Source organism: Mucilaginibacter sp., assembly GCF_041660805.1.
Classification (GTDB): domain Bacteria; phylum Bacteroidota; class Bacteroidia; order Sphingobacteriales; family Sphingobacteriaceae; genus Mucilaginibacter.
This window is the reverse complement of sequence record NZ_JBAZVP010000003.1, coordinates 345,544-359,686: the sequence shown is the minus strand read 5'-3', so window position 1 is coordinate 359,686 and position 14,143 is coordinate 345,544. Positions and strand designations below refer to the sequence as shown.

Sequence of the window (14,143 nt, the reverse complement as noted above, 5' to 3'; positions counted from 1 at the left end):
GATACACGGTAAACAGACAGGTACAGTTACCTGTCTGTTTATGTTTTAATTTGATATTTACATTTTCCTGTACGCATTGGAATAAAGTAATGAAATATATTTAGTGACATTTATATCTTTCAACTTCAATAAGATTTGTAAACCTGTTATGGTCAGCATGATGATACGCATAAAGAAACTACCGGCTTTACTGATGGTGGGCACAACACTCATTTTTGTGCTTTGTTCATTTAGTTTTATTACCCCGGGGGATAAAAAGCCTGTAAAGCCAAAGGTTAAACCCAAAATTGTGAATATTGTGAACTTCATTCGCCTGCTGGAGCCGAGAGACCCAAAGGTGACAGAGGATGTATTGTACCAAACTGTGGTAAAACAGGTGGAGATCATGAACAAGTATAAGTTGCGCGGCACTTTTTTACTGCAGTACGATGCATTAATGGATGCACGTTATCAGAAGCTGCTCAAAAGCTTACCTGCCGGTTCGTTTGAAATTGGCGCATGGTGGGAGATCCCTCAGCCTATGGTTGAAAAAGCCGGCCTGAAATGGCGGGGAAGATATCCCTGGGACTGGCATGCCAATATTGGTTTTTCAACCGGCTATACACCCGCAGAACGGGAAAAGCTGGCAGATGTATACATGCATGATTTTAAAAAGATATTTGGGTATTACCCAAAATCTGTTGGTTCATGGTTTATAGATGAGCACACCTTAAATTATCTTTATCAAAAGTATAAGATCGTAGCATCAAGCAACTGTAAAGACCAATACGGTACCGATGGGTATACACTTTGGGGCGGTTACTGGAACCAGGCCTATTATCCAAGCAAAGTAAATTCCTATATGCCGGCACAGCATCAAAGTAATCAGATACCGGTTCCTATATTCCGTATGCTGGGCAGCGATCCTGTAAGGCAGTATGATACCGGGTTCGGCACTACCTGGCAAGGCGTAATAACCCTTGAACCTGTTTATAAAGATGCAGGGGGCGATGCCGGCTGGGTTAACTGGTTCTTCAAACAGTTAGTGGAGGGCGAATCGATGGAGTTTGCCTATGCGCAGGCCGGTCAGGAAAATTCCTTTACCTGGGACGCCATGTCAAAAGGCTTTGAGATACAAATGCCCCTTATTGCAAAGTTAAGGGATGAAAAGAAACTGAAAGTAGAGACCTTGGTTGAATCGGGTACCTGGTTCCGTAAACATTATAAAACCACGCCGGCCACATCAATCACCGTTAACGAAGACCTTGGAGACAGTGACCGGAAAACAGTATGGTTCAACAGCAGGTTTTACCGGGCAAATTTGCTTTGGGAAAAAGGTACGCTCCGTTTTAGGGATATCCACCTGTTTAACGAGAAGCTGCCATCAGATTATCTGACAAAAAAAGTGGAAACCAATGTATGTGCATTTTACACATTACCGTTTGTTGACGGCTACCTTTGGAGCACCCCCAGGGATATCGCAGGATTGAGATTTAAGACAGTGGAAAACGGAAAAGAAGTATTACTGACAGGTGGCGACCCTAAGGTCACTAATCCTGCTGCGGGAAAACTGCATATTTCCTGGCCGCTTAAATCAGGGAATGGTACCCTAATTATGGATCTGGATGAAAAGAAGGTAGTTATAAAAGTAACGGGTAAAGTATCAAATAATTGGTTTCTGGATCTCAACATAACCGGAAAAGCAGATCTGCCGTTCAAAAAAATCGCCAACTCAAAGATCAGTTGTCAATTCAAGGGGCTCAATTATCAGATAAGCACACCTAACGGTAGTTTTTCCAGGCCAAACAATAGCGATATATTCCGCGTAAAGCCAGGGATGAATACTTTGACGCTCAATTTTGCCGATAGTGAGGCGAAGTAAAAGCATATCCTTATTTGTACTTTTGGTTAGCTTCTTAATTTCATAATGATATTTACACCATTTTCTTAAACCTATACATGAGATTGAAATTTTTGCTTATTTGCCCGGCCTTCTTATTGTTTTTGTTCTGTCAAAAAATAACGGCACAAACTAATGCACATGCTATAAATCTTAATTGCGAGCATTTATATAATCCACTGGGGATTGATGCGGCCAATCCAAGGCTTACCTGGATGCTGGATGACAGACAAAACGGCGCTCAACAATCTGCCTACCAACTAATTGTTGGTACAGATTCGGCAGCTGTTGCTTCAGGGCGTGGAATAACCTGGAGCACCGTAAAAATCACTTCTTCTGAAAACCTGGTAGCTTACAAGGGCAAACCGCTACAACCATTTACTAAATATTTTTGGCGCGTACAGCTTTGGGACCGCCAGGGAAAGAAGCTGGCACCATCAGCTCTTGCAAGCTTTGAAACAGGGATGATAAGCCAGCGCAACTGGAGAGGTGCATGGATAAGCGACAATAAAAGTGTTGATGCAAAGCCTGCGCCTTATTTTAGGCAAACATTTAAAATAGGCAAAAAGATAAGGTCGGCAAAGGCCTATATTGCTGTGGCCGGGTTATACGAAATGTATATCAACGGTAAAAAAATAGGTAACCACCGGCTGGATCCCATGTATACACGGTTTGACAGGCGCAACCTATACGTTACTTATGATGTTACAGCCAATTTGCAGGAGGGCAAAAATGCTATTGGCGTATTGCTTGGCAACGGTTGGTATAATCACCAGTCGTTAGCCGTCTGGAACTTTGACCGTGCGCCCTGGCGGCAAAGGCCTGCATTTTGCCTCGATATGAGGATAACCTATACTGATGGGACGACGGAAGTTGTTTCAACTGACGATACCTGGAAGACACAGACCGGCCCTATCATCTTTAACAGCATTTATACCGGCGAGCATTATGACAGCCGGTTAGAAATTCCCGGATGGAACACTGCCGATTTTGATGATAAAAGCTGGAAAGATGTAACACTCCGTGCAGCACCATCCAAACAAATTGTAAGCCAGGCCATGCAACCGATCCGTAATGTGGAGGAGATAGTTGCTAAGAGCATTGTTAAATTTGATGACAGCACCTATGTGTTAGACATGGGCCGCAATATTGCCGGCGTTACAAAAGTGAAATTAAATGGAGAAAGCGGGACAATAGTGAAGATAAAACATGGCGAGAGACTTTACAAAAATGGCCATGTGGATATGTCAAACATTGATGTTTATTACAGGCCAAAGGATAAGAATGACCCTTTTCAAACCGATATTGTAACACTGAATGGAAAAGGCCCGGTTGAGTTTATGCCCAGGTTTAATTACAAAGGCTTTCAGTATGTCGAGATCACGAGCAGCAAACCACTCACGTTAAATAAAGAAGATGTTACTGCTTATTTTATGCACAGCGACGTGTCTGCCGCAGGCAGGGTCAGTTCATCAAACCCGCTGATTGATAAATTATGGTCGGCAACCAATAACTCTTACTTGTCAAACCTTTTTGGTTACCCTACAGATTGTCCGCAACGCGAAAAAAACGGGTGGACAGGCGACGGCCATTTTGCGGTAGAGACCGGCCTGTATAATTTTGATGGCATTACCATTTATGAAAAATGGCTGGCAGATCACCGGGATGAACAGCAGCCAAACGGCGTACTGCCGGATATTATCCCTACCGGTGGTTGGGGATATGGCCGGGCCAACGGCACCGACTGGACAAGTACAATTGCTATTATCCCATGGAACCTTTATATGTTTTATGGTGATAACAGGGCCTTATCTGATAATTACAGCAATATAAAAGCCTATGTTAATTATGTATCGGGCATAAGTCCGGACGGGCTTACCACCTTTGGCCGTGGCGACTGGGTGCCTGTTAAGTCATCATCAGCATTAGAGTATACCTCATCAATTTATTTTTATGTAGATGCTAATATCCTGGCAAAGGCTGCCAAGCTTTTCGGTAATAAGCAGGACTACTCCTATTACAGCGCATTGGCAGCGAAGATAAAACAGGCCATCAACAATAAATACTTTAATAAACAAACCTGCCTTTACGGTAGTGGTGTACAAACCGAACTAAGTATGGCCTTACAGTGGGGCATAGTACCCGATCAGTACAGGGCCCGCCTGGCCGAAAACCTGGCGAAACGGGTTGCGGCAGACGGCATGCACCTGGATGTTGGTGTATTGGGTGCTAAAGCCATTTTAAATGCCTTAAGTGATAATGGCCAGGGCGAAACAGCCTACAAACTGGCTGCACAGGATACTTACCCTTCATGGGGGTGGTGGATAGTGAACGGCGCCACTACACTTTATGAGAACTGGGATATTAATGCAGCCAGGGATATATCATTAAATCACATGATGTTTGGCGAAATTGGCGGCTGGTTCTTTAAGGGGTTGGGTGGCATAAAACCCGACGAGCAGCACCCCGGTTTCAAAAATGTATTGCTACAGCCTAATTTTGTATCCGGCCTTGATTATTTTAATGCCAGCCATGATGGCCCGTACGGTAAAATTGTTTCTTCGTGGGCGAGAACAGGCAATACTATCACATATAACGTTATAATACCGGCTAATTCATCCGCTGCCATACGTTTTCCCGGTAAAGCTGCTACAAAAGTGTATTTAAACGGTACCCGGATCAATTCAATTGCTGATTATAAAATAAATGCCGGATCATACCGGTTTGAAATAAAATAACCACCAGATCCGCATATGGCATCTAAATAGGAATACTTTAAAACGGATTTGACGATATTGTACAATGAAAAATTTCCTTAAAATCATTCATATAGATGAATATTCATTAACACCTTATTACAGGCAGCTATGCAATGCTATTTTACAGGGCATTAATGACAAGCTGATTGATGATAATGATGTGTTGCCATCTATAAATGATTTAAGCATTGCGCTGGATGTTTCAAGGAATATTGTAACAAAAGCATACAACACCTTAAAACAAAGCGGTGTGGTCAGCTCTGTTCCGGGAAAGGGTTATTTTATTTCCAACACCAATATAAACCGATCTATTAAGGTGCTGTTATTGTTTAACAAGCTTAGCAGCCCAAAGAAAATGATATATGATTCCTTTGCAGAATCATTAGGGGATAGCGCATCAATTGATTTTTTTATTTATAACAGCAGTTTGAGCTTTTTAAAAAAGATATTGGCCGACAAAATAGACAGATATGATAAAATTGTAATAATTCCGCATTTTGTGGATAGTGGCGAAGAGCCTTTTCAAGTGATCAACCAGATCCCTAAAGAAAAATTGGTTTTAGTGGGAAAACTGGTAGACGGAGTAGACGGAAAATTCGCTGCGGTATATGAAGATTTTGAAAATGATATTTATAACGCCCTGGTTAATTTATTACCGCAGATCCAGCAATATGATTCCCTCACGGTAGTTTTCCCGAAGAATAGCTATTATTCAACTGACATCCTCATGGGGTTTCTGAATTTCTGCAAGAAATATAATTGTGATTACGAAATTATCCCGGACCTTAAAAATGAAGGCATATTAAAAAATAGTTTATATATCACACTAACAGAAAATGACCTGGTCGAACTCATCGGCAAATTGTTATCTAACCAGTTAGTGTTGAAAGAAGATATCGGCATTATCTCATATAATGAAACGCCTTTAAAGAAATTTATTTTAAACGGGATCACGACGGTTTCCGCAGATTTCGATTTTATGGGTAAAAAAGCTGCGGAATTCGTTTTAAGCAACGTGGCAGAGCAAATAAAGGTTCCTTTCAATACCATTGTGAGGCCTTCCATTTAGAAGTGGTAAAGTATGGCTGCCATTAGCTGGAAACAGTGAGTGACAGTTTTATCATCTGATAAATTTATTATTGTTTAACCATTTATAAACACGTTAAAAATAAATTATGCAGATCATACTTGGGGTTATATTCCACTTTGTAGGCGGCTTTGCGTCCGGCAGCTTTTACATCCCTTACAAAAAAGTAAAAGGGTGGGCATGGGAAAGCTTTTGGATTGTTGGCGGGATATTCTCCTGGCTGATCGTTCCGCCGCTGGCCGCATGGTTAACAATACCAAACTTTTCAGAGATCATTAAAGCGACAGATGGGCACATACTACTGCTTACTTACTTTTTTGGCTTGCTTTGGGGCATTGGCGGGCTCACTTATGGCTTGGGCGTAAGGTATCTGGGTGTATCATTAGGCAGTACTATTATACTGGGTTTATGCGCGGTATTTGGTTCAATCATTCCATCTGTTTATTATAACTTTTACCCACAGGAAGGTAAGGATACTTTTAGTATGCTGTTAAACAGCCACTGGGGCCAAATGGTATTATTGGGTATTGTAATATGTACTATCGGCATTATTATTTGCGGTAGGGCAGGAACAATTAAAGAGCGTGACCTTGCTAAAAACCAGCAAGCCGAAAATAACAATAAGGATTACCGTTTTGGATTGGGCATCTTTGTCGCCATTATTTCAGGTGTTTTAAGTGCCTGTTTCAATTTCGGGATAGAGGCAGGGAAAACCATGGCCGATGTTGCCAATAACACCTGGCAGTCAACCCACCCCGGGCAGGGCAATTTTCTTTTTTCAAATAATGTTACCTACATAGTGATCTTATGGGGTGGCTTAACCACTAACTTTATATGGTGCATGATATTAAATGCCCGCAATAAAACGTTTGGTGATTATACCAATAAACAAAAACCTCTATTTAAAAACTATCTTTTTTGTGCCCTTGCCGGCACTACCTGGTTCCTGCAATTCTTTTTTTACGGCATGGGCGAAAGTAAGCTGGGTAATGGTGCCAGCTCGTGGATATTGCACATGGCATTCATTATCCTGGTAGCTAACAGCTGGGGGCTTATCCTGAAAGAGTGGAAAGGCGTAAGCAAAAAAGCAATTTATACCGTTATCGCGGGTATTTTAACAATTATCGTATCAGTTCTGGTTGTCGGTTACGGCAACTCCATTAAATAAATATCAACAGCATAAATTAAATAAGATGTCTACCAGTACAACACAATTTAAACACGTAAGTTACCTTTGGGATGATGACAAAGCAGCAGCTTTAGCCGGCGACGAAGTTGCCCTGCTTATCTATCGCTCCAACCTTTTAGGTGCCGACCTTCGCCTAACCAATTACGGTGGCGGCAATACTTCATGCAAAACAAACGCTAAAGACCCGTTAACAGGCCAGGAAGTAGAAGTTATGTGGATCAAAGGTTCAGGCGGAGATATCGGAACATTGAAAAAAAGTGGCCTGGCTGCCTTATATGTTGATCGTTTGCGCAGCTTAAAAAATGTTTACAGGGGCATAGCGCACGAAGATGAAATGGTTGAGCTTTTTAACCATAGCATATTTGACCTGGCTTCAAAAGCACCTTCTATTGATACACCACTGCACGGCTTTTTACCATTTAAACATATTGACCACCTGCACCCGGATGCTGCTATTGCTATAGCAGCTGCCAAAGACGGCGAAAAAATAACCAAAGAACTATTTGGCGGTACTATTGGCTGGGTAGGCTGGCAGAGGCCGGGTTTTGACCTTGGTTTACAGTTAAAGGAATGTTTAGATAATAACCCGGAGATACGGGGTATAATGCTGGGATCACATGGGTTATTTACATGGGGAGATACCGCTTATGAAAGCTATATTAACACTCTTGAAGTAATAGAAAAGTGTGCCGAATACCTGGAGCAAAATTATGGGAAAAAAGGCCCTGTGTTTGGCGGCCAAAAACTTGAAAGCGCAACAGAAGAGAACCGCAAAAAACAAGTAGTCGCTTTAGCGCCTATCCTGCGCGGCTTTTGCTCATCTAACACTAAAATGATAGGGCACTTTACTGATGACGCCCGTGTACTGGAATACATTAATTCAAATGACCTGGAGAGGCTGGCACCCATGGGTACCAGTTGCCCGGATCACTTTTTACGCACCAAGATAAGCCCGCTTGTACTGGCCCTTGATGCTGCCGAAGACCTGTCTGACGTAAATGCGATCAAAGAAAAGCTCGCGCCCGCGTTTGAAGATTATCGTAAAATGTATGGCGAATATTATAACACCTGCAAACATGCGAATAGTCCTGCCATACGTGATGCAAACCCGGTAGTAATTTTATATCCCGGCATTGGCATGTTCACTTTTGCAAAAGATAAACAAACAGCCCGTGTGGCCGCTGAGTTTTACATCAACGCTATAAATGTAATGAAGGGCGCCGAAGCTATATCAGAGTATACTTCGTTGCCAAGGCAGGAAGCGTTTGATATAGAATATTGGCTGTTGGAAGAAGCAAAACTGCAGCGCATGCCAAAGCCCAAAGCATTATCAGGCCGCGTGGCTTTAATAACCGGCAGCGCGGGTGGTATTGGCAAGGCCATCGCTAAAAAGTTTATTGAAGAGGGCGCTGTAGTGGTGCTTAACGATATGAATGCTGAAAGGCTTAATGAAACAGCAGAGGCATTTAAATTAAAATACGGGAAAGATAGCTATGCAACGGCTTTGCTTGATGTTACCAACCAGGAACAGATAGACCAGGCATTTGCCGAAGCTGTGCTGGCTTTTGGCGGAGTGGACCTGATTGTAAATAACGCGGGCTTATCTATATCAAAAACTATTGGCGACCACCAGGAAAAAGATTGGGATATACTTTATGACGTGTTGGTAAAGGGCCAGTTCTTTGTAACGCAAGCTGCCGTGAAAATCATGAAGAAACAAGATAACGGTGGCGATATTATTAACATAGTAAGTAAAAATGCCCTGGTAAGCGGCCCTAACAACGCCGGTTACGGAAGTGCTAAGGCAGCCCAGCTCCATTTAAGCAGGCTTAATGCCGCGGAACTTGGGGCGGATAAGATCCGTGTAAACGTAGTGAACCCTGATGCGGTAATTAGCGATAGCAACATATGGGCCGGCGGATGGGCCGAAGGCCGTGCTAAAGCATATGGCATTACGGTAGCAGAACTGCCTGCTTATTATGCTAAGCGTACTTTATTAAACGAAATTATTTTACCTGATGATATTGCAAATGCCTGCTTTGCTTTTGCCGGCGGGTTGCTAAGCAAATCTACCGGAAACGTGCTGAACGTTGATGGGGGAGTTGCAATGGCGTTTGTACGTTAGTGTAAACTATAAACAAAAAATTATGGCCCGTGTAGCATTTAAAATGAAGTTACTCCCTGGCTATGAAGCCGAATATAAAAAGCGCCACCATGAAATATGGCCGGAGTTATCGGCTTTGTTAAAAGGGGCAGGCATCAGTGAATATTCTATATTTTTAGATAATGAAACCAATAACCTGTTTGGATTTTTAAAAGCGAAAGATCAAAAACTGCTGGATAATTTGCCAACGCAGGCCATTATGCAAAAATGGTGGGCCTACATGAGCGATATTATGGAAACCAACCCTGATCATTCGCCGGTAAGCATTCCGTTAAAAGAAGTTTTTTATTTACCCTGACTAATTATAAACCAATTATGCAAATAGAAAAACATCAAATAGATGAATTTAATCATCAGCATTTAGCAAAACATGAGCGCCAATTTGACTTCATAGCTGAAGGTATAGCAAATATAAATGACGTTTTACTAAAACTAAGTGTATTTAACATTGCCATACCAAGTTGGGCATTAGGCACAGGAGGCACCCGCTTTGGGCGGTTCTCGGGCGGTGGTGAGCCGCGCAGCCTGGAAGAAAAGCTGGAAGATGTTGGCGTTATTCACGCGCTAAACCGGTCGAGTAATTCTATTTCCCTGCATATCCCATGGGATATTCCTGATAATGCGCCATCAATAAAAGCATTGGCAGCACAATTAGGATTACATTTTGATGCTGTAAACTCTAATACTTTTCAGGATCAGGCAAACCAAAAGCACAGCTACAAATTTGGATCACTGCACCACGTTGATAAGGAAGTAAGGCAGCAGGCCGTTGAACATAACATCGAGGTTATTAAATACGGTGTTGAGTTGGGCTCAAAAGCTTTATCCGTATGGCTGTCAGACGGGTCAAACTTTCCCGGGCAGCTTAATTTCAGGGGGGCTTTCCAAAACACGCTTGAAAGTTTGCAGCAGATATATGGCGCATTACCTAACGACTGGAAAGTTTGGGTGGAATATAAACCGTATGAGCCTAATTTTTACTCAACAACAATTGGCGACTGGGGACAATCATACCTCTTGGCCAGTAAATTGGGCCCTAAAGCAAGCACATTGGTTGATCTGGGGCATCATTTGAATGGCACCAATATCGAGCAAATTGTTTCTATCCTGCTGATGGAAGGTAAGCTGGCAGGTTTCCACTTCAATGATTCTAAATATGGGGATGATGACCTTACTGTTGGCAGCATTAATCCTTACCAGTTATTTTTGATTTTCAATGAATTGGTTGAGGGTATGGATGCCCGAAACATGAACCATGCTACAGATATAGGCTGGATGATAGATGCTTCACATAATGTAAAAGACCCAATTGAGGACCTTTTACAATCTGTACAGGCTATTAAAATTGCTTATGCGCAGGCGTTACTGGTTGATAAGAAGGCCTTGCAGGCTGCCCAGTTAAATAATGATGTAGCCCTGGCGCAAGAAATATTACAAACGGCCTACAGGACAGATGTTCGCCCGCTGATAGCGCAAGCAAGTTTATTGGTTGGGGGAACCCTGGATCCTTTAAATGCCTACCGCAAATTGAACGTGAGAGATAACCTGATCAAAGAACGCGGATTAAAGACTGTGGCTACCGGGCTTTAAAATGATACGAATATGAGCGCCATACCAGTTATTGCAATATTTGATGTAGGTAAAACCAACAAGAAATTGTTCCTGTTTGATGAAGACTACCAGATCGTATTCGAAAAATCTGCCCGGTTCACAGAAACAGTTGACGAAGATGGTTTTCCATGTGAGAATATTGAAAGTTTGCGCTTATCAATATTTGATTCCCTTAGTGAAGTTTTTCGGATGAAGGAGTTTAAAATAAGGGCTGTTAATTTTTCGGCGTATGGCGCAAGCTTTGTATATTCTGGCGAGGATGGCAGGCCACTTACGCCGCTGTATAATTACTTAAAAGAGTATCCCGAAGAGCTTAGCGAAAAGTTTTATGAAGATTACGGTGGTAAAGAGCAATTAAGCGTAGTTACCGCTTCTCCTGTATTGGGGAGCCTTAATTCAGGTTTACAGCTTTACCGCATCAAATATCAAAAGCCCGAAGTATTCGCAAAAGTAAAATATGCCCTGCATCTACCGCAATACCTTAGCTTTTTATTATCAGGTCAACCCTTTTCAGAACTGACCAGTATTGGTTGCCATACTTTTATGTGGGACTTTGCCCGGAACAGATATCATGAGTGGGTACAACATGAAGGACTAACCGAAAAGCTACCACCAATACTTTCGCCAGGCAAGGTAGTGCCGGCTTTGTTTCCCGGTAACAACTATAAGGTTGGTATAGGCTTGCATGACAGCTCTGCCGCCCTTATACCGTACCTGGTTAACTTTACCGAGCCATTCATTCTCATCTCAACAGGCACCTGGTGCATTAGCTTAAATCCGTTTAATCATATCCCATTAACTATTGAGGACCTCAAAAATGATTGCCTCTGTTATTTACAATACCAGGGGAAACCGGTAAAGGCTTCCAGGTTATTCTCCGGTTATGAACATGAACAACAGGTTAAAAGGATAGCAGCGCACTTTAACACCAATGTTGTTAAATATCGTAATATGTCATTTGACCCGGCGATTATTGAAAGTTTACGGAAGAATCAGCCGGAAAATTTGCGGTTTGAAGAAAGAGACCTTAACCATTTCCATGACGATACCGAAGCCTATCATCAGTTGATTCTGGACCTGGTAGCGCAGCAAATTGTTTCTACGCAATTGGTGTTAAATGAAACTAACGTAAAAAGGATTTTTGTTGATGGGGGGTTTAGCAAAAATTCTGTATATATGCATCTGCTTGCAAAGGCCTTCCCTGCGATAGAGGTATTTTCCGCTTCTATGGCGCAGGCCTCAGCTGTTGGTGCGGCGCTGGTTATTCATAAAGAATGGAACAGGAAAGCAATTCCGAACGACATCATACAGCTTAAATATTATTCAGCAACCCAAAGTATTGCCATATGAAAGTTGGTTTGTTTATACCCTGTTACGTTGATCAGTTTTATCCTAATGCCGCTATAGCCACATTGCAGTTGCTGGAGAAATTAGGCGTGGATGTTAGCTATCCCAAGAACCAGACCTGTTGCGGTCAACCTATGGCAAATTCGGGTTTTGCTCACCTTACAGGTGGCTGTGATAAGTTATTTACCGAAAACTTTAAGCACTTCGATTATATAGTGGCGCCTTCGGGAAGCTGTGTGCTGCATATCAAAGAGCATTTGCACAGTGATGAATATGCGGATGAAGCGGCATCAATCCGGGAAAAAGTATATGAGCTTAGTTCCTTTTTAACCGATATACTACAAGTAGAATCATTGCCTGCAAGATTTCCGTTTAAGGTTGGCGTACACCAAAGCTGCCATGGGCAGCGTGGCCTCTATCTTTCACAGATGAGCGAATTGGTGGCCCCCGGGTTTTCGAAACCCGGAAAGCTTTTAAATATGGTAGAGGGGATAGACATTGTACCGCTTAACCGGCCAGACGAATGTTGCGGATTTGGCGGCACATTTTGCGTGGCTGAGGAAGCCGTATCTGTAAAAATGGGAAAAGATCGTGTGGAAGATCACCTCTCACATGGTGCTGAGTTCATTACCGGCGTAGACATGTCCTGCCTGATGCATATGGAAGGTTTATTGAGAAGGCAGGGCAGCAAGGTTAAGGTGATCCATATAGCAGAAATATTAAACTCATACAAATGATAACGGAGACGAAGGATCACGCCGCATTAGCTGATGATTTTAATAAGGATGAAGACCGGGTAAACTGGCATGACGAGACCCTTTGGTGGATCCGCCAGAAAAGAGACAAAGCAGTTAACCGCTTGCCCGACTGGGAGTTACTCAGAGACACGGCTTCGGCTATAAAAGATAATGTGCTTTCCAATCTTTCTGCTTACCTGCAGGAGTTTGAAATGAAAGCCCAAAACAACGGTATCATTGTTCACTGGGCCGCTGATGCGGAAGCCCACAACAAAATTGTTTTGGACTTACTGAACGCTAAAGGCATAAAGCAAATGGTTAAAAGCAAATCTATGCTAACCGAAGAATGCCATTTAAATGAATATTTGGAGGATAACAATATAGAGGTTATTGATTCTGATCTTGGCGAACGCATTGTACAGTTGGCCAAAGAACCGCCAAGCCACATTGTACTGCCTTGTATCCATAAAAAGAAGGAAGAGATAGGTGAGCTTTTTCATTTGCATTTGGGTACAGCAAAAGGAAACGCAGACCCTCAATACCTGACGGAAACAGCCAGGCAGCATTTACGGGATATTTTTATGACCCGAAGGGCTGCCTTAACAGGAGTAAACTTTGCTATAGCTGAAACCGGGGAATTTGTGGTTTGTACCAATGAAGGTAATGCGGATATGGGCGCTCATCTCGCTGATATACATATTGCCAGTATGGGAATTGAAAAGATAATTCCTGAAAGGAAACACCTGGGCGTTTTTTTACGCCTGCTTACCAGAAGCGCCACGGGGCAACCCATTACCACTTATTCCAGCCACTACAGTAAACCGCGCGATAGTAAAGAGATACACATAATAATCGTAGATAACGGGCGCAGTAAACAATTGGGCAGGGCAGATTTTAGGAACTCACTTAAATGTATACGCTGCGGTGCCTGCATGAATACTTGTCCGGTTTACCGCAGAAGCGGGGGGCACAGTTACCATAATGCTATTTCCGGCCCTATTGGTGCCATACTTGCACCTAATTTGGATATGGAAAAATTTGCTGATCTGCCATTCGCTTCAACGCTGTGCGGGTCATGTTCCAACGTATGCCCGGTTAAGATAGATATTCATCAGCAGTTGTATAAATGGCGGCAGGTAATTGTACAAAATGGACACGCGCCTGCGGCAAAAAAAGCAGCGATGAAATTAATGAGTATCACATTATCCTCGCCTTTTTTGTATCACACCGGCGGTAAAGCAGGGAGGCTGATTTTACGGTTCGCGCCGTTCGCGGTTAATAATCGTTTCAACCCATGGTTTAAACAGCGCGATATGCCTGCGCCGCCTGATCAGTCTTTTGGTGAATGGTATGCTAAAAACAGATAAAAG

10 protein-coding genes are annotated in these 14,143 nt (G+C 42.7%); all 10 read left to right on the top strand.

Features of this window, described 5'->3' with window-relative positions:
• Positions 1–157 precede the first annotated feature (157 nt).
• Positions 158–1,861, top strand: coding sequence for a hypothetical protein (locus tag WC743_RS06830; protein WP_373011125.1), 1,704 nt, complete (start codon positions 158–160; stop codon positions 1,859–1,861).
• 77 nt (positions 1,862–1,938) lie between these two features.
• Positions 1,939–4,617, top strand: a complete 2,679-nt coding sequence (locus WC743_RS06825) for a family 78 glycoside hydrolase catalytic domain (RefSeq protein WP_373011124.1) — start codon at positions 1,939–1,941, stop codon at positions 4,615–4,617.
• A gap of 64 nt (positions 4,618–4,681) precedes the next feature.
• Positions 4,682–5,707, top strand: coding sequence for a GntR family transcriptional regulator (locus WC743_RS06820; protein WP_373011123.1), 1,026 nt, complete (start codon positions 4,682–4,684; stop codon positions 5,705–5,707).
• Positions 5,708–5,813: 106 nt separating this feature from the next.
• Positions 5,814–6,893, top strand: coding sequence for an L-rhamnose/proton symporter RhaT (gene rhaT, locus WC743_RS06815; RefSeq protein WP_373011122.1), 1,080 nt, complete (start codon positions 5,814–5,816; stop codon positions 6,891–6,893).
• Between the two features lie 25 nt (positions 6,894–6,918).
• Positions 6,919–9,039: a bifunctional aldolase/short-chain dehydrogenase gene (locus WC743_RS06810; protein WP_373011121.1), complete on the top strand. Its 2,121-nt coding sequence runs from the start codon at positions 6,919–6,921 to the stop codon at positions 9,037–9,039.
• Between the two features lie 22 nt (positions 9,040–9,061).
• Positions 9,062–9,376, top strand: coding sequence for an L-rhamnose mutarotase (rhaM, locus tag WC743_RS06805; protein ID WP_373011120.1), 315 nt, complete (start codon positions 9,062–9,064; stop codon positions 9,374–9,376).
• Positions 9,377–9,393: 17 nt separating this feature from the next.
• On the top strand, positions 9,394–10,668 hold the full coding sequence (locus WC743_RS06800; protein WP_373011119.1) for a sugar isomerase: 1,275 nt from the start codon (positions 9,394–9,396) through the stop codon (positions 10,666–10,668).
• Positions 10,669–10,680: 12 nt separating this feature from the next.
• Positions 10,681–12,039 carry an FGGY-family carbohydrate kinase gene (locus WC743_RS06795; protein ID WP_373011118.1) on the top strand — a complete coding sequence of 453 codons (1,359 nt, stop codon included), beginning with the start codon at positions 10,681–10,683 and terminating at the stop codon, positions 12,037–12,039.
• Positions 12,036–12,773, top strand: a complete 738-nt coding sequence (locus WC743_RS06790) for a (Fe-S)-binding protein (RefSeq protein WP_373011117.1) — start codon at positions 12,036–12,038, stop codon at positions 12,771–12,773. Before WC743_RS06795 ends, WC743_RS06790 begins: the two co-directional genes overlap by 4 nt.
• Positions 12,770–14,140: a lactate utilization protein B gene (locus WC743_RS06785; protein ID WP_373011116.1), complete on the top strand. Its 1,371-nt coding sequence runs from the start codon at positions 12,770–12,772 to the stop codon at positions 14,138–14,140. The genes WC743_RS06790 and WC743_RS06785 overlap by 4 nt, the downstream gene beginning before the upstream one ends.
• Positions 14,141–14,143: the final 3 nt, after the last annotated feature.